Origin of the sequence: Janthinobacterium sp. PLB04 (genome assembly GCF_021165895.1) — a bacterium.
Classification (GTDB): Bacteria; Pseudomonadota; Gammaproteobacteria; order Burkholderiales; family Burkholderiaceae_D; genus Janthinobacterium; species Janthinobacterium lividum.
Genome location: NZ_CP088968.1, coordinates 2513920 through 2537171 on the forward strand (window position 1 = coordinate 2513920; position 23252 = coordinate 2537171).

23 protein-coding genes are annotated in these 23252 nt (G+C 62.0%); 18 read left to right on the top strand and 5 right to left on the bottom strand.

Annotation, left to right across the window (positions count from 1 at the left end):
* Window positions 1-93: 93 nt before the first annotated feature.
* The 16 genes from pstS to LSO07_RS11225 all read left to right on the top strand — a co-directional run bounded on the left by pstS (window position 94) and on the right by LSO07_RS11225 (window position 15509).
* Window positions 94-1143, top strand: a complete 1050-nt coding sequence (gene pstS / locus LSO07_RS11150) for a phosphate ABC transporter substrate-binding protein PstS (protein WP_034778123.1) — start codon at window positions 94-96, stop codon at window positions 1141-1143.
* 227 nt (window positions 1144-1370) lie between these two features.
* Window positions 1371-2342, top strand: coding sequence for a phosphate ABC transporter permease subunit PstC (gene pstC / locus LSO07_RS11155; protein ID WP_225240714.1), 972 nt, complete (start codon window positions 1371-1373; stop codon window positions 2340-2342).
* Window positions 2339-3226 carry a phosphate ABC transporter permease PstA gene (gene pstA / locus LSO07_RS11160; protein ID WP_099387220.1) on the top strand — a complete coding sequence of 296 codons (888 nt, stop codon included), beginning with the start codon at window positions 2339-2341 and terminating at the stop codon, window positions 3224-3226. Before pstC ends, pstA begins: the two co-directional genes overlap by 4 nt.
* 38 nt (window positions 3227-3264) lie before the next feature.
* Window positions 3265-4047, top strand: a complete 783-nt coding sequence (gene pstB, locus LSO07_RS11165) for a phosphate ABC transporter ATP-binding protein PstB (RefSeq protein ID WP_010396817.1) — start codon at window positions 3265-3267, stop codon at window positions 4045-4047.
* A gap of 47 nt (window positions 4048-4094) precedes the next feature.
* Window positions 4095-4805: a phosphate signaling complex protein PhoU gene (gene phoU, locus LSO07_RS11170; protein ID WP_034778131.1), complete on the top strand. Its 711-nt coding sequence runs from the start codon at window positions 4095-4097 to the stop codon at window positions 4803-4805.
* A gap of 5 nt (window positions 4806-4810) precedes the next feature.
* A complete protein-coding gene (locus tag LSO07_RS11175; protein WP_034755074.1) occupies window positions 4811-5500 on the top strand; it encodes a response regulator in 690 nt (229 codons plus the stop codon).
* An 11-nt stretch (window positions 5501-5511) separates the two neighbouring features.
* A complete protein-coding gene (gene phoR / locus LSO07_RS11180; RefSeq protein WP_034778134.1) occupies window positions 5512-6828 on the top strand; it encodes a phosphate regulon sensor histidine kinase PhoR in 1317 nt (438 codons plus the stop codon).
* A 78-nt stretch (window positions 6829-6906) separates the two neighbouring features.
* The gene (gene senA, locus LSO07_RS11185; RefSeq protein WP_231773005.1) at window positions 6907-8103 is read left to right on the top strand and encodes a selenoneine synthase SenA; all 1197 of its coding nucleotides are present in this window, start codon (window positions 6907-6909) and stop codon (window positions 8101-8103) included.
* 33 nt (window positions 8104-8136) lie between these two features.
* Window positions 8137-10083: a UvrD-helicase domain-containing protein gene (locus LSO07_RS11190; protein ID WP_151094177.1), complete on the top strand. Its 1947-nt coding sequence runs from the start codon at window positions 8137-8139 to the stop codon at window positions 10081-10083.
* A 219-nt stretch (window positions 10084-10302) separates the two neighbouring features.
* A complete protein-coding gene (locus LSO07_RS11195) occupies window positions 10303-11217 on the top strand; it encodes an NAD-dependent epimerase/dehydratase family protein (protein ID WP_151094178.1) in 915 nt (304 codons plus the stop codon).
* Window positions 11218-11600: 383 nt separating this feature from the next.
* Window positions 11601-11984, top strand: coding sequence for a LiaF transmembrane domain-containing protein (locus LSO07_RS11200; protein WP_225317274.1), 384 nt, complete (start codon window positions 11601-11603; stop codon window positions 11982-11984).
* Entirely contained in the window at window positions 11974-12777 is an 804-nt protein-coding gene (locus LSO07_RS11205) for a LiaI-LiaF-like domain-containing protein (RefSeq protein WP_151094181.1), read from the top strand. The genes LSO07_RS11200 and LSO07_RS11205 overlap by 11 nt, the downstream gene beginning before the upstream one ends.
* A 6-nt stretch (window positions 12778-12783) precedes the next feature.
* A complete protein-coding gene (locus LSO07_RS11210; RefSeq protein WP_151094183.1) occupies window positions 12784-13860 on the top strand; it encodes a sensor histidine kinase in 1077 nt (358 codons plus the stop codon).
* 11 nt (window positions 13861-13871) lie between these two features.
* Window positions 13872-14600 carry a LytR/AlgR family response regulator transcription factor gene (locus LSO07_RS11215; protein ID WP_070254140.1) on the top strand — a complete coding sequence of 243 codons (729 nt, stop codon included), beginning with the start codon at window positions 13872-13874 and terminating at the stop codon, window positions 14598-14600.
* 57 nt (window positions 14601-14657) lie between these two features.
* Window positions 14658-15059, top strand: coding sequence for a type II toxin-antitoxin system RelE/ParE family toxin (locus LSO07_RS11220; protein WP_070254139.1), 402 nt, complete (start codon window positions 14658-14660; stop codon window positions 15057-15059).
* Window positions 15060-15080: 21 nt separating this feature from the next.
* The gene (locus tag LSO07_RS11225) at window positions 15081-15509 is read left to right on the top strand and encodes an XRE family transcriptional regulator (protein ID WP_151094185.1); all 429 of its coding nucleotides are present in this window, start codon (window positions 15081-15083) and stop codon (window positions 15507-15509) included.
* A gap of 5 nt (window positions 15510-15514) precedes the next feature.
* On the opposite strand, the gene LSO07_RS11230 is transcribed toward LSO07_RS11225, so the two are convergent.
* From LSO07_RS11230 to LSO07_RS11240, 3 genes are all read right to left on the bottom strand, one after another.
* Window positions 15515-17779 (bottom strand): ATP-dependent DNA helicase, encoded by a 2265-nt coding sequence (locus tag LSO07_RS11230; protein ID WP_151094187.1) that lies wholly within the window; start codon window positions 17777-17779, stop codon window positions 15515-15517.
* On the bottom strand, window positions 17776-19428 hold the full coding sequence (locus LSO07_RS11235; RefSeq protein WP_151094189.1) for a VRR-NUC domain-containing protein: 1653 nt from the start codon (window positions 19426-19428) through the stop codon (window positions 17776-17778). The genes LSO07_RS11230 and LSO07_RS11235 overlap by 4 nt, the downstream gene beginning before the upstream one ends.
* A gap of 88 nt (window positions 19429-19516) precedes the next feature.
* Window positions 19517-20221 (bottom strand): SMI1/KNR4 family protein, encoded by a 705-nt coding sequence (locus tag LSO07_RS11240; RefSeq protein ID WP_151094191.1) that lies wholly within the window; start codon window positions 20219-20221, stop codon window positions 19517-19519.
* Window positions 20222-20381: 160 nt separating this feature from the next.
* Between LSO07_RS11240 and LSO07_RS11245 the strand changes: the two genes are divergently transcribed.
* Together LSO07_RS11245 and LSO07_RS11250 are read left to right on the top strand one after the other, a co-directional pair.
* Complete coding sequence (locus tag LSO07_RS11245) at window positions 20382-21599, top strand: MFS transporter (protein ID WP_034778162.1); 1218 nt, start codon at window positions 20382-20384, stop codon at window positions 21597-21599.
* An 8-nt stretch (window positions 21600-21607) separates the two neighbouring features.
* A complete protein-coding gene (locus LSO07_RS11250) occupies window positions 21608-22237 on the top strand; it encodes a helix-turn-helix transcriptional regulator (RefSeq protein WP_151094193.1) in 630 nt (209 codons plus the stop codon).
* A gap of 69 nt (window positions 22238-22306) precedes the next feature.
* On the opposite strand, the gene phaP is transcribed toward LSO07_RS11250, so the two are convergent.
* Together phaP and LSO07_RS11260 are read right to left on the bottom strand one after the other, a co-directional pair.
* Window positions 22307-22918: a TIGR01841 family phasin gene (gene phaP / locus LSO07_RS11255; RefSeq protein WP_151094195.1), complete on the bottom strand. Its 612-nt coding sequence runs from the start codon at window positions 22916-22918 to the stop codon at window positions 22307-22309.
* A gap of 107 nt (window positions 22919-23025) precedes the next feature.
* The gene (locus LSO07_RS11260; protein ID WP_151094197.1) at window positions 23026-23220 is read right to left on the bottom strand and encodes a hypothetical protein; all 195 of its coding nucleotides are present in this window, start codon (window positions 23218-23220) and stop codon (window positions 23026-23028) included.
* Window positions 23221-23252 lie beyond the last annotated feature (32 nt).

Consider the following 23252-nt stretch of genomic DNA (forward strand, 5'->3'; position numbering starts at 1 on the left):
TTTTTACCCATGTCATAAAGCTGTCATATTCGCTTGCTAGACTGCGCAGCATTCAACCGGGACTTTGAGCCCTAACAACCCTGAGGACTTGATATGCAAATGAAGCAAATGTTCAAATTTATCGTCGTGGGTGCTTCGGCAGCGATGGCATTTTCTTCCGCTTCCGTCATGGCGGCAGATATGACAGGTGCTGGCGCAACCTTCCCGTACCCGATCTACGCCAAATGGGCTGAGACGTACAAAGCCAACACCGGCAACGGCCTGAACTACCAGTCCGTCGGTTCCGGCGCTGGCATCAAGCAAATCAAGGCCAAGACTGTTGAATTCGGCGCCTCGGACATGCCTTTGAAGGCAGAAGAGCTGGAAGAAGCGGGCCTGATGCAGTTCCCGGCCATCATGGGCGGCGTGGTCACCATCGTCAACCTGGACGGCGTGACCCCAGGCCAGCTGAAAATGACGGGTAAAGTCGTTGGCGACATCTACCTGGGCAAGATCACCAAGTGGAGCGCTCCTGAAATCGCCGCGCTGAACAGTGGCGTCAAGCTGCCGGACACGGAAATCACCGTGGTGCACCGCGCCGACGGTTCGGGCACCTCGTTCCTGTTCACCGACTTCCTGTCGAAAACCAACCCGGAATTCAAATCGAAAATCGGCGCTGGCTCGGCTGTGAAATGGGCCGTGGGCGTGGGCGGCAAGGGTAACGAAGGCGTCGCCGCCAACGTACAGCGTATCAAGGGTTCGATCGGCTACGTCGAGTGGGCTTACGCCAAGAAAAACAAGATGTCGCACACCCAGCTGCAAAACAAGGACGGCAACTTCCTGCAACCTGACGACGAAAACTTCAAGGCAGCAGCCGCTTCGGCACCTTGGACGCAAACCCCAGGCTTCGGCGTGGTCCTGACCGACCAGGCTGGCAAGAACAGCTGGCCTATCACCGGCGTGTCGTTCATCCTGATGCACAAAGTCCAGGCTGACGCAGGCAAGGCCAAAGAAGTCCTGAAATTCTTCGACTGGGCCTACAAGAACGGCGGCCCAGCTGCCGTCGAACTGGACTACGTGCCGATGCCGGCATCGGTCGTGAAACTGGTGCAAGAGTCGTGGAAAGCCAACCTGAAAGATGCATCGGGCAAGTCGATCTACTAATCCGCTAGTCCGCATGCCTAACTAAGTACCCATCCTTGCCCCTCGCCAGCAGCACGGCGGGGCAGGGAGTTAGCCAGGACCGCCCGCAAGCCCTTGCAGACGGTCCTGGCTAAAGAAGCAACAATAAAACAAGAGTTCAAAATAGCGACACCGGCAGTACCACCCACATCTGGCACAATATGAGCGCACAATCTACCTCCTCCACGATCCCCATGCCAGGCGGCACCATGACCGATTCCATCAGTCACGCGCAAATGCTTTCCACCATGCGCAAGCAGCGCTTCCAGGATTTCATGTTCCACAAGGTGACGATGCTGTTCGCCCTGTCGGTGCTGATCGTCCTGGTCGGCATCATCATTTCGCTGATCATGGAATCGATACCGGCCTTCAAGACCTTCGGCCTGCATTTCATCGTGTCCGCGGAATGGGACCCCGTCAATGACCAGTACGGCGCCCTGATCCCCATCATCGGCACCCTGGTGACCTCGGTTATCGCCTTGCTGATCGCCTTTCCCGTCAGCTTCGGCATTGCCCTGTTCCTCACTGAAATCTGCCCGGCCTGGCTGCGCCGCCCGCTGGGCACGGCTGTCGAATTGCTGGCCGGCGTGCCATCGATCATCTACGGCATCTGGGGCCTGTTCGTGTTTGCGCCCCTGTTTGCCGACCACGTCCAGCCCATCCTGAAAGCCACCCTCGGCAACGTGCCCGTCATCGGCCAGCTGTTCAGCGGCCCCATGATGGGCATCGGCTTGCTGACGGCCGGCCTGGTGCTGGCCATCATGATCATCCCCTTCATCGCTTCCGTGATGCGCGACGTGTTCGAGATCGTCCCTGCCGTGCTGAAGGAATCCGCATACGGCCTGGGCTGCACGCGCTGGGAAGTCGTACGCAAGATCGTCTTGCCATACACCAAGACCGGCGTCGTCGGCGGCGTCATGCTGGGCCTGGGCCGCGCACTGGGCGAGACCATGGCCGTCACCTTCGTCATCGGCAACGCGAATAAACTGTCGTGGTCGCTGTTTGCCGCCGGTAACAGCATCACCTCCTTGCTGGCCAATGAATTCGGCGAAGCGCAATCCGAGCTGCACGTGGCCTCGCTGTTCTCGCTGGCCCTGATCCTGTTTGTCATCACCTTTATCGTCTTATCCGCCGCCAAGCTGATGCTGGCTGGCATGTCCCGCAAGGAAGGCACGAAATGAGCCAAGTAAGCACTCTCGACGTTCCGGTCAAGCCGGCCATGAACCCTGTCTACCGCAAGCGCCTGCTGATGCACCGCATCGGCATCGCCCTGTCGGTGGCCGCCATGGCCCTGGGCCTGGCCGTGCTCGTGTGGATCCTGTTCACCCTGGTGATCAAGGGTTTCGGCGCCTTGTCCGTCGACCTGTTCACGCAAACGACGCCGGCTCCCGGCAGCGAAGGCGGCGGCCTGATCAATGCCATCGTCGGCAGCGCCCTGATGGTGGGCCTGGCCACCGTCGTCAGCACCCCGATCGGCATCCTGGCCGGCATCTACCTGGCCGAATACGGCGAAGAAAACAAGCTGGCGCAAGTGACGCGTTTTGTGACGGACATCATGCTGTCGGCGCCATCGATCGTCATCGGCCTGTTCGTGTATGCGCTGTATGTGGCCCACGTCAAACACTTTTCCGGCTATGCGGGCGCCATCGCGCTGTCCCTGATCGCCGTGCCGGTGGTCGTGCGCACGACGGACAATATGCTGCGTCTGGTGCCGAACAGCCTGCTGGAAGCCGCGTTTGCCCTCGGCGCGCCGCGCTGGAAGGTCGCTACCCTGGTGCGCTTGCGCGCCGTCAAGGCCGGCGTCATCACCGGCGTGCTGCTGGCATTGGCCCGCATCGCCGGCGAAACGGCGCCGCTGCTGTTCACGGCCCTGAATAACCAGTTCCAAAGCTTCAACATGAATGCACCGATGGCCAACTTGCCGTCCGTCATCGCATCGTTTGCGATGAGCCCGTACGACAACTGGCGCTCGCTGGCCTGGGGCGGCGCACTGCTGATCACCTTCAGCGTGCTGGCCTTGAATATCCTGTCGCGCACCGTGTTCAGCCAAAAAGTCCCTAATTAAACAGATACCGAGCGAAGCGAACCCATATGAATACGCAAATGAATCCAGCACAAGACCTGGCACCAAAGAAAAAGACCATCGAGATTTCGGGCCTGAACTTTTTTTACGGCAAAACGCAAAGCTTGCATAACGTCAACCTGGACATCCACGAAAAGAAGGTCACGGCCTTCATCGGCCCGTCCGGTTGCGGCAAGTCGACCCTGCTGCGCACCCTGAACCGCATGTACGACCTGTACCCGGGCCAGCGCGCGGAAGGCTCGATCCTGTACCGCGGCCGCAACGTGCTCGACGCCGACCAGGACGTCAACATGCTGCGCGCCAAGGTTGGCATGGTGTTCCAGAAGCCGACACCGTTCCCCATGTCCGTCTACGACAACATCGCCTTCGGCGTGCGCCTGTATGAAGACCTGTCGAAGGGCGAGATGGACGAGCGCGTCGAGTGGGCCCTGAAAAAGGCTGCGCTGTGGGGCGAAGTCAAGGATAAGCTGAGCAAGAGCGGCCTGTCGCTGTCGGGCGGCCAGCAGCAGCGTTTGTGCATCGCGCGCGGCGTGGCCGTGAAACCGGACGTCTTGCTGCTCGATGAGCCGACCTCGGCGCTGGACCCGATCTCGACCTCGAAAGTGGAAGAGCTGATCAGCGAACTGAAACAGGATTACACGATCGCCATCGTGACGCACAATATGCAGCAGGCGGCGCGCTGCTCCGACTACACGGCCTATATGTACCTGGGCGAGCTGGTGGAATTCGGCGAAACGGACCAGATCTTCATGAATCCGGCCCGCAAGGAAACGCAGGATTACATCACGGGCCGCTTCGGCTGATCCATCCCGCATAGCGACTACAAGACAACTGAATACGGAGAGACAGCATGATAGGCGAACATTCATCCAAGCAATACGACAACGAACTCGAAGCGATCCGCTCGAAAGTGCTCCTGATGGGCGGCATCGTTGAAACCCAGTTCCTCGACGCGATGACGTGCTTTCGCATCGGCAATCCGGAGCGGGCCGACCGCGTGATGCGCGAAGACGACGTCGTCAACCAGCTGGAAGTGTCGTTGGACGACGCCTGCAGCCACCTGATCGTGCGCCGCCAGCCGGCCGCCAACGATTTGCGCACCATCATGGCCACCATCAAGGTGATTACCGACCTCGAGCGAGTAGGCGACGAAGCGACGAAAATCGCCCGCGTGGCGAAGAATCTGCACAAGCGCGGCAACGGCGTCGTCAACCATTACGAGATGGTGCGCGGCATCGCCAACACGGCCACCGACATGCTGCACGACGCGCTGGACGCATTCGCGCGCAACGATGGCAAGCAGGCCTTACAATTAATTGCACAAGATGCCATCATCGACCATGAGTTTCGGTCTATCATGCGCAACTTGATCACCTTTATGATGGAAGACCCGCGCACGATTTCGGCGGCGCTCGATACCCTGTGGGTGGCCAAGGCCATCGAACGGATCGGCGACCATGCGAAAAACATCGCCGAATACGTGATTTACGTGGTTGAAGGCAAGGACATCCGCCACACCAAGGTGGCTGCTCCCGCCATTTCCGAGGAGCTCCCTGAGTAAGCTTTATGGCATCTGATAAAACCACGGTATTGATTGTTGAAGATGAGCCGGCCATCGTTGAACTGGTGACCTATTCGCTGCGCGAATCCGGCTGGAATTGCTGTTCTGTACAAAATGTCGCCGATGCCTGGGAATTCATCCAGCACCGCACGCCGCATCTGATCCTGCTGGACTGGATGCTGCCGGACCAGACGGGCTTGCGCCTGCTGTCGCGCATCCGCGCCGACCGCAATTTCGCCGCCATCCCCGTCATCATGCTCACCGCCAAGAGCATGGAAGAAGACAAGCTGGCCGGCTTGAACAGCGGGGCCGACGATTACGTCACCAAGCCGTTCTCGCCGCGCGAGCTGCTGGCCCGTGCCAAGGCGCTGTTGCGACGCAAGAGCCCGGAACACGCGCAGGCGCCCATGCGCGCCGGCAACGTGGCACTGGACCCCGTCAGCTGCACGGTGATGATGGATGAACAGAAGATCGATATCGGCCATGCCGAATACAAGCTGCTGAAATTCCTGCTGGCCCATCCGGAGCGCGTGTTTTCGCGCAGCCAGCTGCTCGACAAGGTGTGGGGCGACCATGTGGTGATCGAGGAACGCACGGTCGATGTCCACGTATTGCGCTTGCGCAAAGCCTTGAAGGAGGCGGAAAGCCTGATCAAGACGGTGCGCAGCGTCGGCTACATGTTGTCTGAAAAGTAAAGCTGGCCTCTATGAATCCGAAATTGCTGTTCTGGGTACCGGCCGCCTTGCGCATGGTGCTGGCGCTGCTGGGCGTAGCCGTCGTCTGGTATCTGTTTGGCGCCACGTATGCGCTGGGCATCGCCTTCGTGCTGATGGCCATGATGGTGTTCGTGCAGCTGTCGTATCTGTTCCAGCTGAGTAATTGGCTGGACAATCCGCAAAGCGCCAAGCTGCCCGACGGCTGGGGCGCCTGGACCAGCATCTTCGCGCGCCTGTACCGCATGCGCCGCGACGACGAGAAAAACCAGGCCGAGTTGACGGAATGGCTGGCGCGTTTCCGCCAGGCCATGCACCTGTTGCCGGACGGCGTCGTCATCATGGATGACGTGCTGTTCCTCGAATGGTGCAACCCGGCCGCCGAGAAGCACCTGGGTCTCACGCACGAGCGCGACAAGGGCATGCGCGTGACGAACCTGATCCGCAGTCCGGAGTTCATGGATTACATCATCCTGGGCCGCTACGACCAGCCGCTGACGATCACCTTCCGCAACCGCAAGCTGATCGTGCAGATCATTCCGTTCGAAAACCGCCGCCAGATCCTCGTCACGCACGACGTGACGGAGACGGAACGCATCGAAATGATGCGCCGCGATTTCATCGCCAACGCGTCGCACGAACTGCGCACGCCGCTGACGGTCATCGTCGGCTTCCTGGAAATCGCTTCCGCCGAGCTGGACCTGGACGCCGCCACGCGCGCCGCCCACCTCAAGCTGATGACGGAGCAGGGCCACCGCATGCAGCATCTGATCGAGGACATGCTGACCCTGTCGCGCCTGGAATCGGTCGATTACCCGCTGCGCCCCGAGCCCGTGGATATCAAAAAGCTCATGCAGCAAGTCTTGCGCGACGCCAAGGGCTTGTCGGCGGGCAAGCATGAAGTGACCATGGAATGCAACGGTCCCGATGTGCTGGGCAGCTACGACGAGCTGTACAGCGCGTTTGGCAACCTGGCTTCGAACGCCGTGCGCTACACGCCGGCCGGCGGCACCATCACCCTGCGCTGGCAGGATGGCCCGGCCGGACCGCAATTCATCGCGCAAGATACGGGCATCGGCATCAGCCAGGAACACATTTCGCGTCTGACGGAACGTTTCTACCGCGTCGACAAGAGCCGTTCGCGCGAAACCCAGGGCACGGGCCTGGGCCTGGCCATCGTCAAGCACGTGCTGCTGCGTCATGGCGGCACCTTGGCCATCCAGTCCGTGGCCGACAAGGGCAGCAGCTTTATCGTCAGCATGCCCAAATCCGTCGTCACGCCGCTGCAGGGCGAGCTGCTGGTCAAGTAGGCCGGGGGAGGGGAGCATCCCCTCCCCCGTTACCCGTGCGACTAGTGCAAGGATGGCATAAGTCGTTACAATCAGGCCATGACTTTAATCAACGCCTCTTTTCGCCACGCCGGCGCGCAGCAACTGGCCCAGTCGCTGCGGGCCGCGCGCCAGGATACTCTTTCCCTGTTCGATTGTTACGTCACGGCCGGACTGGACGTGGTGGCCGGCTTGCCCCGGCATCCGCGCCTCACGCCACCCTTGTGGCAACTCGCGCACATCGCCTGGTTTGCCGAGTGGTTCATCCTGCGCGAAGCCGCTTCCAGCCATCCGGCCGACGCCATTTATAACTCCCTGCTGACGCGCGGCGACGACTTGTTCGACGCCAACATGGTGGAGCATCGCGCGCGCTGGAAGCTGGAATTGCCCAGCCCGGGCGCCGTGAAAACGTATTGCCACGAGGTGCTCGACAGGGTCTTGGATAAACTCTCGCGCGAAGCCAATGTCGACAGCGCTCTGGCGCCGTACCGGCTGGCGCTGGCGCATGAAGACTTGTGCGGCGAGGAAATGCTGGCCGGCTTGCAATGGATGGGCCTGGAAGCACCGGAATCCCTGTCGGCCAGCCCGGCCTTGCCGCCGGGTGCGGGCGAGATCGCTTTTCCTGGCGGCACCATTGAACTGGGCTCGCCGCGCGGCGCCGGGTTTGCCTTCGACAATGAATCGCCGCCCTACAGTTGCTACGTGGCGCCGTTTTCCATCGATGCCTGCGCCGTATCCAACGCCCAGTTTGCCGATTTTGTCGCCGATGGCGGCTACCAGAACCGCCAGTTCTGGAGCGCGGCCGGCAGCGCCTGGCTGATGCAGCAGGAGCGCTCGTCGCCCCTGTACTGGCTGCGCGAAGCAACGCAGTGGCGCACCATGCGTTTCGGCCAGCGCACGACCTTGCCGCCGAACGAAGCCGTGCGCCACATCAACCTGTATGAGGCGCAGGCGTATTGCGCCTGGGCGGGGCGCCGCCTGGCGACCGAGGCGGAATGGGAGTATGCTGCGCTGTCCGGCCATCCGCGTTTCCATTGGGGCCAGGTGTGGGAGTGGACGGCGACGCCGTTCGAGCCATATCCGGGCTTTGCGGTGGATGCCTGGCGCGAATATTCCGCGCCATATTTCATGCAGCACCAGGTGCTGCGCGGCGCCGCCTTCGCCACGCCGCCGCGGCTGCATTCGGCCCGCATGCGCGCCTTCCACGCGCCCGAACGGGGCGACATCTTTGCCGGCCTGCGCACCTGCGCCTGGTAGCGCGCCGAGAACAGACATCATTTCAGGATACCCTTGAGTACAGATAACGCCCCGCAGTTCATTCCCAAACGCATCACGCCCACGCCGGAGCAGGTCGCCATCCAGACGGCGCAAAAGAAAGTGGTGTTGATCGACGCCAATGCCGGCGCGGCCAAGACGACGACCCTGGCCCTGCGTCTGGCCGAAGCGCTGCACCGGGGCCGCGCGCCCGAGCGCATGCTGGCCCTCGTGTTTACGGAGGCGGCGCGCGTGGCCCTGCGTCAGCGGCTGCTGGAAGTGGGTGTGCCGCTGGGCGTCGTCAAGCGCCTGACCGTCGACACTTTCGATGCCTTTGCCGCCAAGGTGCTGCGGCAGCTGGAAAACATGCAGGTGGCATCCATGCGCAGCGATGAAGAGTTGCGCCCGGTGGCCTGGGAAGCGCTGGAAGTGGTATCGGAGAAATACGCTCACCGCTACCCGCTGGAAATCAACACGACGAACGGGGCGATCGCCGAATTCTTGAAACTGCAATTGCGCACCAAGGCGCGCCTGGATTTTCAGAATCCTGACTTCGAGAGCAACTCCCTGGACGACAATCTGGAAATGCTGGGCATGTCGCGCACGCATTATCTGTGGCTGCGCGAATATGAAGGCTTGCGCGGCGCCGACACGGGCGACATCCAGTTCCGCGCGCCATTCGACGCCACCTACGACCTCGTGCGCATGCTCGACGGCGACGAGCCGCTGCGCCAGCAATTGCCGGCCTATCAGATCATCGTGGCCGATGAGTTGCACGATCTGAACGAAGCGTCGTTCCGCCTGCTGACCATGCTGATACGCCGCGGTAACGCGTTTTTCTGCGGCGCCGGCGACAAGGATCAAGTCATCTATACGTGGTCGGGCGCCGACCACCGCTTCCTGCGCCAGCGCTTCGAGCAGGAATTTCCCACCTTGCAGCGCCTGCCGTTGACGGCCTCCTACCGCTACGGCCCGCAATTGGCGCACGCCGTGGGCGTGCTGAAAAACAAGGCCAGCGTGTCGGCCCTGTCGCGCGCCACGCACATCGAAGTGCTGCAATACGAGCATGCGCAACCGCAGGCTTGCAGCGCCCAGCTGATCGCCGCGCTCGAACACGCGCATGCGGGCACGACGGCCATTTTGCTGCGCGACCGCGACCAGGCCATCCGCGTGGAAACGGCACTGTTCCAGAGTGGCATCGCGTATGGCCTGGTGGACATGAACAGCTATCTGCTGAGCCTGGAAGTGCTGATGCTGCGCGGCATGGTCGCCATCGCCCGCAAGGATTTACATACGATTAAGAGCGGCCCGCGCCGCGGCGAGATCCTCGAAGCCCTGGTGGCGTTCGCGGAAATCCCGTTTACGCGCGGTGAGCTCCAGCAAGCCAAGGCCGATGTGGCCAACTATCCCGACTTGCTGGAGGGCTTCTTGACGAACCAGCTGGCCAAGTCGCAGAACCAGGACAAGGCGGCGCTGACCCTGGCCGCCGTCGATTACCTGCGCGCGCTGCCCCCCGACGCCTTGGCGGGCGACGCCCTGCAGCACATCTTTGGCCTGATGCAGCTGGAACAGACGGCGCGCCGCATCTACGTCGACCCGGCCCAGGCGCGGGTCGTCGCCCGTTCCCTGCATGGTTTTATTGCCGTGTGCCGCGAAGCGGGCGTGGCGCTGGGCGGTTTTGCCGGCTGGCTGGGCGAGATGGAAGAAGCCGTGACGGTCTCGACCGGCAAGGCCAAACTCGTCATCGCCTGCATCGACCAGATCAAGGGCCTCGAATACAACCACGTCATCTTGCCCTACCTGGCCGTCGACGAATTCCCGCGCAGCAAGACCGATCCGCTGGAAGAGGAAAACCGCTTCTATGTGGCCGCCACCCGCGCGCGCGACAGGCTCACCCTGCTGACGCCGGAAGACCCCGCCTATCAGAGCCGCTACATCGCCGCCCTGCAGCTCAAGCAGAAGATTGTTGCGCCGAAGTCATAGATCTTTTGCTGTGTGGCTGCTTTTTGCGAAGGCGGAAACGGCGCATACTTTGTCGGACTGATCACAATCGATCTGAACTTACAAAGGAGGAACGACGCCTAACAAAACCGTAGCGAGCGGCGATGATTTGTGGCTAAGAAGCGCAACCGTGCTAGAGCACGGTGAGCATCGCAGGCCGCAAAGCGCGACGCGCAGTAGGTTTTGTTTGGCGTCCACGGCATGAAAGTGTTTTTGACAGGCGCAGCGGGTTTTATCGGTAGTTCCATCGCGGCGGGCCTCGTGCGCGCCGGCCATCAGGTGACGGGCCTCGTGCGCAAACCCGAGCAGGTGGCCGAGCTGGCCAGCATCGGCGTGCACGGTATCGTCGGCACATTGAACGACCGCGCATTGCTCATCGAGCAGGCGAAGGCGGCCGATGCCGTCATCAATGCGGCCAGCAGCGACCACCGCGCTGCCGTCGAAGCGATCCTCGAAGCGCTGGCCGGCACGAACAAAGTGTTCCTGCATACAAGCGGCTCGTCCATCGTGGGCGACGCGTCGGGCGGCGAGGGCACGGAACAGATATATTACGAAGACAAGCTGCCGGCGCCGACGGCAGACAAGGCGGCCCGCGTCGCCATCGATGACCTGATACTGGCCAGCGCAAGCCAGGGCGTGCGCGCCAGCGTGCTGTGCAACACCCTGATCTACGGCCACGGCGCCTTGCCGCGCGACAGCGTGCAACTGCCCCGTTTGCTGAAACAGGCGCGCAAGAGCGGCATCGTGCGCCATGTGGGGCCGGGCCGCAACATCTGGTCCAACGTGCATATCGACGATGTCGTCAGCCTGTATTTGCTGGCGCTGGAAAAGTCGCCTGCCGGCACGTTTTACTTTGTCGAATCGGGCGAAGCAGCTTTCCATGACATGACGGCCGCCATCGCTCACGCGCTGGACCTGGGGCCCGCGCAGGATTGGCCGTTGCCCGAGGCGATAGCCGAATGGGGTTATGAGATGGCTTCCTACGGCCTTGGCTCCAACAGCCGCGTGCGCGGCAAGCGGGCGCGCAAGCTGCTGGGCTGGCAGCCGCAGGGCCCGTCCGTGCTGGCATGGATCAAGAACGACATGCTGCATCCGCCGCACGCCATCGCTGTTTGATGTAGCTCAGCAAAACCCCATCAGTGTGCGCTAGCGAACGGTGCTGTATGGCGATCGGGAGTATGATGGCTCTGCTTGGTTGAGACGCACTGCCGTGAAGTTGGCGGCATGTTCGATCTTCCAGCAGGTCAGCCGGTCGCCTCAAGGATCGGCACCAGATTTCTGTTCGCGTTGGCGCCCTGCGCCACGCGGCTGTGCACTGCAACTCCAGGTCGCGGTGTGTACTGCGAACCCCTTCAAGGCCGGCCTAGCCGGTCTTTTTTTTGCCTGTTGTTTCCGCCGCTGCGCCATTCACCGCCACCTGTCCGCCATTCGCCGAAGCGGTGTTTTCCCATCACCGAAATCCGCGTATCTTTACGATCAACCAACTTCAAGGGGTGACCGTGAAACCTGAACCAGCTTATTGCCGCCGTACCCAGCTGCTGTGGGGCGTGCTACTGATCGCCATCGGTGCCATCATCATGCTGGACCGGCTCGATGTGATCTATCTCCACGATTATTATTCACTATGGCATTATTGGCCGGTGATACTGGTCGTCTTCGGCTTGAACAAGCTGCTCACGCCCGTGTCCGCCAAACAGGTGCTGAGTGGCCTGTGGCTGATCTTTTTCGCCGCGTGGTGGTATGTGTCGTATGAAGAACTGTGGAACCTGAGTTTTTATAACAGCTGGCCCGCCTTGCTGATCGCCTGGGGCGTGGGCCTCGTGCTGGAGCCGCTGTTGAACAAACATTTTATTGCCTACCGGGAGTCCGAGCATGAAAAATAAACCGCCGCTGCACTCGCCATCGCAGATCGTGCTGGGCGTCATCGTCATCGGCCTGGGGCTGCTGTTCCTGCTCGATAACCTTGGTTTCATCAATGTGCGCTACACCTTCCGCTTCTGGCCCACGGCGCTGATCGTGTTTGGCCTGCTGAAACTGTCGCAAAGCCGCAGCGCGAACGGCTATCTGGTGGGCGGCATGCTGGTGCTGCTGGGCGTGGCCTGGACCCTCAAGCACATGGGCATCTTCTACATGAACTGGGACTTGCTGTGGCCCTTGCTGATCATCGGCCTGGGTGTGGCCGTGGTGTCGAAGTCCCTGCCCGGCGCGCAGCAGCGCCAGCGCCGCCGGCGCTTTGCCGCGCAGCAAGACGGTACCGCGGCGCCTGACTCGTTCGGCCAGGCCAGGAATGGCGCCGTGTCGCTCGACAAGGACGCGGCAGCATCCGGCGCCAGCGGGCAGGCGGACGATGACAGCATCATCGAAGTGACGGCCATCCTCGGCGGCTATGTGCGGCGCGTGTCGTCGCAGCGCTTCAAGGGCGGCGATATCAATGTCATCATGGCCGGCTGCGAGATCGACTTGCGTCAGGCGTCGATCGAAGGCGAAGCCGTGCTCAACGTATTTGCCCTGTGCGGCGGCGTCACCATCAAGATTCCGCCCGACTGGAGCGTCGTGCTGCAGGGCACGCCCATCCTCGGCGGCTTCGAAGAAAAGACCATCGTGCCGCCGAACCAGGCGAAGCGCCTGTACGTGACGGGCTACGCCATCATGGGCGGCCTGGAAATCCGCAACTAGGCGCGCATGTCGGGGCCCCTGTCGAAGCGGCGCGGCGCCGTGGTGGTTTTCCTGGTCTGCATCGCGCTGGGCCTGGCCCTGGCCTTTATCCTGGCCAGGGTGGCTCACGCGCCCTGGCTCAATGCCGTCGTGCTGGTGGTGCCCGCCACGCTCGTGTATGCGATCGGTTCGGGCTTTTCCGCGTTTTACCTGTGCCGTGCCTACCCCTTGCATGCGCGCCATCCGCTCGCCATCGCCGGCGTGATGGGCGTGGCGGCCCTGTTCGCGGGCTTGCTGTGGGCCACCTTGCTGCAATTTTTGAACAGCGTCAGCCTGTTGCTGGAGCTGCGCTGGCTGGGCGTGAACCTGACGCAATCGCTGCTGGCCCTGTTCTTCGGCCTGGGCGTGCTGCTGTATTGCCTGGCTGCCGCCGTGCATTATCTCTTGCTGGAATTTGTGCGCGCCAGGATGGCCGAGCAGCGGGGACTCGAAGCGCAACTGACGGCGCAGGAAGCGCAATTGCGCATGCTGCGCACGCAGATCGACCCGCATTTCCTGTTCAACAGCCTGAACTCCATCAGCGCCTTGACGTCTATCAATGCGGCGGGCGCGCGCCAGATGACGGTGCAGCTGGCCAGCTTCTTTCGCCAGAGCCTGAGCCTGGAAGCGCACAAGCACATTACCGTGGAACAGGAACTGGTGCTGATCCGCCATTTCCTGGCCATCGAGCAAGTGCGCTTCGGCGAACGCCTGCAAGTGGCGGAAGCCATCGATGCCGCCGCGCTGGCGTGTCTGCTGCCCCCCATGCTGATACAGCCGCTGGTGGAAAATGCCGTCAAGCATGGTATCTGCGGCTTGACGGAGGGCGGCCTGATCGCCATCGAGGCCAGGCGCATGGGCAGCCTGTTGCAGATCGCCGTGCGCAACCCGGTTGATGCGGATCAAGGGCCAGAGCGCGGCAATGGCGTTGGCCTGGAGAATGTGCGCCAGCGCCTGGCCGGCGCGTATGGCCACGAGGCCAGCGTGTACTGGGGCCGGCGCGATGGCCATTTCGAAGTGATGATTTCCATGCCGGCGCAGACCGGCGACACGGAGGAAGCATGATGCAGGCAAGAATGCGGGTGGCCATCGTCGATGATGAATTGCTGGCGCGCAGCGTGTTGCGAGAATACCTGGCACGCCATGACGATATCGACATCGTCGCCGAGTGCGCCAACGGCTTCGAAGCAGTCAAGGCCATCGCGGACCTGGAACCGGAACTGGTGTTTCTCGACATCCAGATGCCGCGCCTGGACGGCTTCGAAGTGGCGGAACTGATCGGCGCGAAGACAAAGCTGATCTTTGTCACGGCCTACGACCAGTACGCCTTGAAAGCGTTCGAATGCCACGCCCTGGACTATCTGCTGAAGCCGTTCAGCGAACAGCGCTTCGACCAGGCGCTGGCCCATGCGCGCGCCAACCGCAGCACGCCCGAGACGGTGCTGACGCTGGCGCGCGAGGCGGCCACGCGGGCCGCCCCGCTGGACCGCGTGCTGATACGCGACGGCGCCAAGGTCCACGTGATCGCCAGCGCGCGCATCGACTACATCGAGGCGCAGGATGACTACATCAGCATCCGTTCCGAAGGCAAATCCTACCTGAAAAGCCAGCGGCTGTCGGAGCTGGAAACCCAGCTCGATCCCGCCAAGTTCCTGCGCGTGCACAGGTCGTACCTGCTCAATATCGACGGTATCCGCCGCATCGAGGCGGCCACCAAGGACAGCCATGTGGCCATCCTGCGCGACGATACGAGGATACCCGTGAGCAAGGCGGGGTATCAGAAACTCAGGTTACTGGTGGGCTAGCATGTTTTGTGGCGGAGATACTTAATCATTTAAGCATGATATCATCTGGAGGTGATTGTGAATGCGCCGAGGACATGGTCGATCACGTTTCACGATGATTTCGACGCGGAATTCGATGCTTTGCCGATAGATGTTCAGGATGAATTGCTGGCGAGTGCCGATGCGCTATCGAAGCTGGGTCCGGCTGCCGGACGGCCTCATGTCGGGACGTTGAAGAATCCTGAACACCCGAACATGAAAGAGCTGCGGTTCAAGGCCAACAACGGGGCAGAGGTGTGGCGCGCGGTCTTTGCTTTCGATACGAGGCGAGAGGCGGTCATTCTGGTTGCGGCAGCCAAGCAGGGTGTCGATGAGGCCAGGTTTTACAGGGATTTGTTATCCAAGGCCAATGCACGCTACGAGCAACACCTCAAAAAACTGGATGCGGCGAAAGCAAGGCAGGACAAAGGCAGCAGGTGATTTTAGGAACAGGAGTTTGCCATGGGAAGAAATCTGAACGACGTCATCCACAGTTTGCCGGCCGAGCGGCAGGCAAAAATTGCGGCTTTGTCCCAGGAAAAGATGCAAGAAATGATAGCGCACGCCGCCACGCTGACGGATTTCCGCAAGGCAGTGGGCAAGACCCAGGCGGAGGTTGCCAGGGAACTCGGAATTCAACAGCATGCCGTTTCGCAACTGGAAAAGCGTACCGATACCTATGTATCGACCTTGCGCCGGTTTCTGCAATCGCTGGGCATGACATTGGAACTATCGGTCGTTGCGCAAAACGGCGTTCGTATCGAACTGCAGAACTTTCTGCGCAGCCAGGAAGTTGATGCCGATGTCGATGACAGCGGACTTCCTGCGTCTGCGACCCCTCCAGGAAAACGGAAAGCCGGCGTGTCGCGCAAGCGGGCTGGCAATACCTGAAGAGATTATTCACCGGCCAGTTGCACATCCCACCACGTGGGTAGCAGCTGGCGGATTTCCGGCCGGGAAAAACGGTCGTCGATCAGGTAGACGACCCCCTTGTCCGACTGCGTGCGGATCACCCGGCCGGCCGCCTGCACCACCTTTTGCATGCCGGGGTACAGATATGTATAGTCGTAGCCGGCGCCAAAGATGTCGCCCATGCGCTGGCGGATCTGTTCGTTGACGGGATTGATCTGCGGCAAACCGAGGGTGGCGATGAAGGCGCCGATCAGGCGCGCGCCCGGTAAGTCGATGCCTTCGCCGAAGGCGCCGCCGAGCACGGCAAAGCCGATGCCGCGCGTATCCAGGCCGAAGCGGCCCAGAAATTGCGCACGCGCCCCGTCATCCATGCGGCGCGGCTGCTGCCAGATGGGCACGTCCGGGTAATGCTGGGCGAATAGCTGGGCCGTCTTTTCCATGTAATCAAAACTGCTGAAGAAGGCCAGGTAGTTGCCTGGCGTTTCCGCATACTGGCGTGCCATCAGCTGGGCGATGGGCAGCAGCGAGGCGGCGCGGTGCTGGTAGCGCGTGGAAATGGTGTCGGCCACGCGCACGGACAGTTGTTCCGCCTGGAACGGCGATTCCACGTCGACCCAGGCCGTGTCGGTTGGCATGCCCAGGGTGTCGCTGTAGTAATTCCACGGACTCAGGGTGGCGGAAAACAGGGCCGTGCTGTGGCTCGCCGCGAAGCGCTCCTTGAGAAACGGTGCGGGAACGATATTGCGGATGCAGACAGTGGTACCCGTGTCCGTCTTGCTGACGTCGAACAGCGAATGCTCGCCAAAGCTCTCCGCCAGGCGGTTGATCAGCAGCACGTCGAAATAAAAGCGCTGCAAATCTTCGTCCAGCGCCGCCGCGTGGTCGGCCAGGTAGTCGCCGATGGCCGTGGCCACGCCTTGCAGGGCGCCAAAGAATTTGTCCGGCAAGGCCGCATGCACGTGGTAGTCGCCATCCTGCTCCTTCAACAAGGCCGTCCACTGGCGCGAGAGGCGGTCCAGCGGCTTTTTCAAGGCGTCGGGCGCGAACTTGCGCAGCATTTTCAGGTTGATCTGCGCCAGCTCGGCCGAATACATGCTGCGCGCGCGCGACACCATATTGTGCGCTTCGTCGACCAGCACATTGACTTTCCAGTCGTGGGCCAAAGTCATGCCGTACAGCATGGCGCTGAGGTCGAAGTAATAATTGTAGTCGCCGATGACGACGTCGCTCCAGCGTGCCAGCTCCATGCCCAGGTAGTACGGGCAAATACCCTGCTGCAAGGCGATGGCGCGCACGGCTTCCTTGTCGAGGATCAAGCCGCTGGCCAGCGCGACCTCGCGCGCCAGCGGCAGGCGGTCGTAAAAACCCTTGGCCAGCGGACATGATTCGCCGTGACAGGCTTTGTCCGGATGTTCGCAGGCGCTGCTCTTGGCGCTCAGTTCCAGCACGCGCAGCGGCAGCAGGGGCGCGCTGTCCTTCAGGATGGCGCAGGCGTCGAGCGCCATTTGCCGCCCCGGCACCTTGGCGGCCAGGAAAAACAGTTTATCCAGGCCATGCGCGGCCGTTGCCTTCAACATGGGAAACAGGCTGCCCACCGTCTTGCCGATACCGGTCGGCGCCTGCGCCAGCAAGCCGCAGCCACGGCTGCTGGCCTTGTACATTGCCTCGGCCAGCTGGCGCTGGCCCGGGCGAAAGTCCGCATGGGGAAAGGCCATGGCCGTGAGCTGCGCGTCGCGGCTGGCGCGGTGTGCCATTTCCTGCTCGGCCCAGTCGAGGAAGAGGGCGCAATGCTGTTCGAAGAACAGACGCAGCGCCTCGGCCGTGCATTCCTCGTGCATGACGGTTTCCTTCTGGCTCACGATATCGAAATACACGAGCGCCACGCGCAGCATGGGCAGGTTCAGTTGCTGGCACAGCAGATGGCCGTAGATGCGCGCCTGCGCCCAGTGCAGCTGGCGGTGGTTGGCAGGCATCTTGTCGAGCTCGCCCCGGTAGGTCTTGATTTCTTCCAGCTGGCGGCGCGCCGGGTCGTAGCCATCGGCGCGGCCCCGCACGTGCAGGGGGCCGAAGTCGCCGGACAGGCTGATTTCGCGCTGGTAATCGTCGTCGCGCCGGCTCGTCACGGTGGCGTGGCCGGCCATGCCTTCCTGCGCCGTGGGCGAGGGCGTGAAACGCAAGTCCAGGTCGCCCACCTTGGCCGTGAATTCGCACAGGGCGCGCACGGCGATCGTGTACCTCCTGGCGCTCATGCGGCCACCTGCCATTGCAGGTAGCACACGCTGACGGGCATGGCGTGCTCGGCGCAATACGCGATCCAGCGCAGCTGGTTGTCTTGCAGGCGGTCGCCCGGACCCTTGACTTCGATCATGCGGTAGCGCTGTTCGGCCGGCCAGAACTGGATCAGGTCGGGAAAGCCGCTGCGGTTGCTTTTGATGTCGAGCAAGATGCGCTCGAATGCCTTCTTCAGATGCGCTGCCGGAATGCAGGCCAGCGCCAGGTCCAGCAAGCCGTCGTCCAGCACGTCCCAGCTGACGAAGGGCGAGACGATGCCGTGCTTGGCGGCAAGCGTGGCCCGGATGGTGGCGTGGTAACTGCCGTCGTCCAGCTGCGCCAGGCAGGCGGCAAAGTCGCTGCTGCGGCGCTGGTAAAAATCGGCGCTGTGCAAGTCGGCTGGCCCACGGTGGAACGGGTGGAAGAAGGCGCCCGGCATGGCCTTGAAGATGGCGGGCCAGCACAGCAGGCCGAACAGTGAGTTGATCAGGGTGTTTTCCACGTAATACACGGGCGCGCCGTCCTGCATCAGGTGTTGCTGCACCACTCCTTCCACGTAGCACGCTTGTTCCGGGCAGGGCAGCCGCAGGTCGATGCGCTCCACGGCTGCTGCTGCATTGGCCGCCTGCTTCGCATGGCCCAGCTTGCGCCGCAAACGGGGGGCCATGCGCAGCAGCAATTGCTGTTCCGCTTCGCTTTCCGGCGCGGCCAGGGCGATCAGCAGGCGTTCGTAGGCCGCTTGCGGCTGTTCATCTTTTTCCAGGACGCGGATGGCGCGGCCACGCGCGCCCGGATAGCGGCAATCGGCATAGGCACGGTAGGCGGCCGGCCAGTCCTGGCATTTCTCCAGGTGCTGGGCTATCTGGAAGCGCAGCTTGTCGCGGCGGCTGGCCAGCCAGGTATTGTCCTCGGGTAATGGCAGCGCAGCCAGTTCCTGCAGCACCTCGTCGGCTGGCGCGCTGTCGTTGTAGCGCTCGCGGCACTGGTGCAGCACTTCATAGTGCTCGATATCCTGGCGCGTGCGAAAGCCCCTCGACTGTGGCGAGAATTCCACCTTTTCATATTGATACACACCGAGGTCGGACAGCACGAATTCCGACCAGTCCTGGTGATAGTTGCCAAAGTAAATCAGGCGCAGGCGGTCGCACAGCGTTTGAAGTCCGATGCGGTACAGCACGTCAGTGCAGGCCGGATGCCAGGCGGAGAACGGTTGACTTTCCGCATGCAGTACGCGCAAGGCGTCCAGTTGTTCCGCCTTGCGCGCCGCCTTCAGGGGCGCGTCGAGGCGGAAGGCCTGGGCGATTTCCGCTTTCAGCAGCAAGTCGAACAGTTCATCGAGCGCAATGACGGGATCGGCCTCGACCCAGCCTGTCTCCAGCAAGGGCAGGGCGGCCGCGCGCGTATCGCCGATTTCCGGGTAATTGAGCTTGCTGGCGCGAAATAGACAGCCCTTGCGCATGACGAGGCGCACGAACAGGGCGCGCGACGGCTGCGGCAGTGCGCCGAATGCGGCGATGAACTGCGTTTCTTCAGCACTCAGCAGATCGGCGTAGCGCGCGCTGATCCAGTTCAGCACGTCCTGGAAATTATCCAGATAGTACAGGGGATTTTCCAGGACTCTCAACATGGGGATGGCAATAGGGCAAGGTGATGGATTTTACTGTGTTTATATACAGTTTAAACCTTCAGCCGCCGCTTGCCCAGCGATTTTATGTTCAGTCAGCCCCGCTGTAGGCAAAACAGCTGTCGAACTTTTCGTAGGGAATCAGTTCGGCGCGCAGGCTGGCCAGTTCGATATTGCTCAGCAAGCCTCGGTGCGTTTCCGTGCGCCCCTTCGGCAGCTCCACCTCGTAATCGATGATGTCCCTGGCCAGCAGCGTTTGCAGCACCTCGGCTTGCCGCGCCGTCAGGTAGCGTGCGTGGGTGCCCAGGGTTTTTGCCAGTTGATCCTTGAATTCCTCGTCGCCGACATCGTTGTACGTATCCTGGTCGGCCATGCTGTTCAACAACATGTGAAAGATGAAGTCCTGCAGGTTCTTCGCCAGGTACTGGGCTTCATCCTGGTCGTGCCACAGCAGCACGATGGGCATCTCGCCATCTTGCTGGCCGGACGCGAAAAAGCAGTAGTGGTCGCCCGCGCCCGTTTGCGCGAACGGGATGAACTGGAAGGCGGGATCGATCTGCCGGCAATCGTCCGCGTCCAGCAAGCTTTCCACTTCCGCGGCAACGGCCTGGATGTTGAGCAATTCGAAATCGTCCGCATGCAGCAGCAGGGTGGGGCGGTCCGTCAACGTGGGATAGACCAGCTTGTACCAATCGGGGCCATATTCACCCACGGCCAGCATGCCGTCGCTTTCCAGCTGCCGGTACAGTGAAGGGTAGGTGAAGCCGTGTTGCCGTTCAATTTCTGACAGTGTCATGTTTGCCCTGTTAAACGTGAATCATGGGGCAATGATAGCCGAGGCGATGGCGCGCACGGTTTACGCCATGGCGGCAACGCTTGGCATAATTAATAAACATTTTAGTTTACTTATGTGACGTGCTCACGTAGTCTTGCCAAACAATATCCATCGAGCCCGCATGAAAAACATCATCCTGATTTCCGCCGCCTGTTTGCTGGCGCTGCTGTCGACCATCGGCGCCTCGCTGCCGTATCCGATCCTGCCGCCCCTGTTTGCGGCCGAAGCGCCGAATGCCTTCAATAATTTTCTCGGCTTGCCGTCCAAATTGCTGTTCGGCCTGGCGCTGACCATCAACCCGCTGGGATTGCTGATCGGTTCGGCCTTGCTGGGACCGCTTTCCGACCGCTATGGCCGCCGTCCCTTGTTGATGCGTACGGCCGTGGGTGCCGCCATCGGCCATGCCATCACGGCCTGGGCGCTGGTGATCCAGTCCTACCCGCTGTTCATCGTCGCCCGTTTCATCACCGGTTTGCTGGAGGGAAACGGCGCCGTGGCGCGCGCCATGCTGGCCGACCAGTTGACGGGACCGCTGCGCCTGCGTGCCATGTCGTGGCTGAATGGCGCGTTTTACCTGGGCTGGCTGGTGGGCCCGATCCTGGCGGGGGCGACCCTGCATTGGGGCGTGACGGTGCCGTTCTGGATCGCCGCCGCCGCCCTGATGCTTGTCGCCGTGCTGGTGGCCGTGGGCTTGCCGCGCGAAACGCCGTCGTTGCTGACGACGTCGTGGTGGCAAGTGGCGCGCGACCGCCATTCGCTGAACCTGCTGCGCCATGAGGAGCTGCGCACCCTGTTCATCGTGCAGCTGGCGCTGACCTGCGGCGTGGCCAGCTTCTACGAGTTCTATCCGTTGTGGCTGGTCGAGACGGCGAATTACCATGCACAGGAGATTGCCTGGGTGAATGTGGGCCTGTGCGGCACGATGACGGTCACGTCCTTGCTGGCGGGCGGGCCCAGCCGCCATGCGCCGCTGCTGCGGGCCAGCTGGTATGCCTGCGGCGTGGCGTTGGCCGTAGGAATCTTGGCACTGGGTAATATCTGGGTGGGCATCGCTGCCATCGTGCTGTTCGGCATTCCGAATGCCTTGTACAACACGGTGATCCAGGGCTGGTGCGCCGAACGCTTCAGCGCGCACGGGCAGGGCGCCGTGATGGGCTTGCTGGCCACCACCTTTTGCATCGCCAACATCGTCGTGGCCCTCAGCGGCTCCGTGCTGACCCTGATCGACACGCGGCTGATCCTCGTCGCGGGCGCCTTGTCCGCCGCCTGGGCCGCGTGGCGCATGGCGGCCTGGCGCCGCCAGTTGGCCGGCGTGGGCGACACGCAAGCCGTGGCATGAGCGCGAGCATGAATACGTCGGAGCAGATCCTGTTCCTGCTGAAGATGCGCGGGCCGCAGACGGCGCAGCAACTGGCGGCCTTGCTCGATATCACGTCCATGGGCGCGCGGCGCCAGCTGGAAGCGGCGCTGGAACGTGGCCTGGTGGCTTTCGAGGACGTGGCCGACGACAAGGTGGGGCGCCCGTCGCGGCGCTGGACGCTGACGCGGGAGGGCCATGCGCGCTTTCCTGACCGCCATGCCGACCTGACCCTGGAATTGATAGCGCAGGTGAAAAGCCTGTTCGGCGACGAGGGCCTGGATAAACTGATCGGCGCGCGCGAGCGCAGCAGCGAAGCCGCCTACGGCAAGCTGGTCGACCCGCAGCTTGCGCTGGCGCAACGAGTGGACAGCCTGGCGCGGGCGCGCGATGGCGAGGGGTACATGGCCCATGCGGAACCGCAGGACGATGGCAGTGTCTTGCTGGTGGAAAACCATTGTCCGATTTGCGCGGCCGCCACGGCATGCCAGAATTTCTGCCGCTCGGAGCTGGCCATCTTTCAGCGGGTACTGGGGGGCGATTGCACGGTGGAGCGCAGCGAATATCTGCTGGAGGGGGGGAGGCGCTGCGTGTACCGGATCATACCTATCGGAGTCTGAGGAGTCAGGCCCCGATAGTTGTAGGTCGGATTACGCGCGGCCTTGCCGCGCTAATCCGACCTACATCACTTACTTCTTGGCAGCCTTCGGCTTGGCGGCAGGCGCTGCCTTTTCAGCCCCGGCGGTGGCGCCGCTCGTCGCCTTTTCCGTTGCCTGCGCCACTTGCGCGCTGGCCTTGGCGATCTGCTCTTCCACCGTTTTCACGGCCTGTTTCGTGGCCTTGGTCACCTGCTCGTAGCCGAGGAAGGCATTGTCGATGGCGGCCTTGACGATGGCGACAGCATTTTCCGAACCGGGCGGCACGTTTTTCGTGACGTCGTAGATCAGGGCGCTCAGATTGCTTTTCGCTTCAGCCACGTGGGCTTCGGCGGCCGTGGTGAATTCCGTGTGGATTTCCTTGATGATGTCGTCGAGTTGCTGTTTATACGCTTTTGCGCCGGCCACGCCCGGTTGCAGCTGGGCGGCGGCGGCGGCCATGGCGGCCTTCGGATCCTTGGCCTGGCTGATTTCCTTGCTGGCGGCAAGGCCATCCTCGATGCCGGACTTGGCGGTGGCCATGTTCAGCGCCAATACCTGTTCCACGCCTTGCACGGCCTTGGAGGTGAGGGTGTTGAAGGTCATCAGCTGGAATTCAAACAGGGCCTTGGTGGCCGATGCGAATTGTTCGGGATTCGTAAACATGTGGTCTCCTCGGTTTGAATAGATACGTTCTTATCGTTCCATACTCTTTCGACGCCGCAATGCCATCGCTTGATCTCAAGCCGGTGCCCCGTGTGGTCATGGCCCCATTATTTAACAAGCGCCGGTTTTTCGCAACGGCTATCTTTGTACGGTCCCGAGGCCAGTTCCCAGCCAAATCCCAGGGGCGACTGGGCGCACGACAGGGTGCCGTCGATCTTGCTGCGCCATTTGTACCAGGGGGCAGGGCCGGCCGAGGCCCACGCGCAGGCGGCCAGCAGGGCCGTGGCGATCAGGTATTTCATAGTTGCTCCGAAAGAAAAGCCTGCCGGCATTG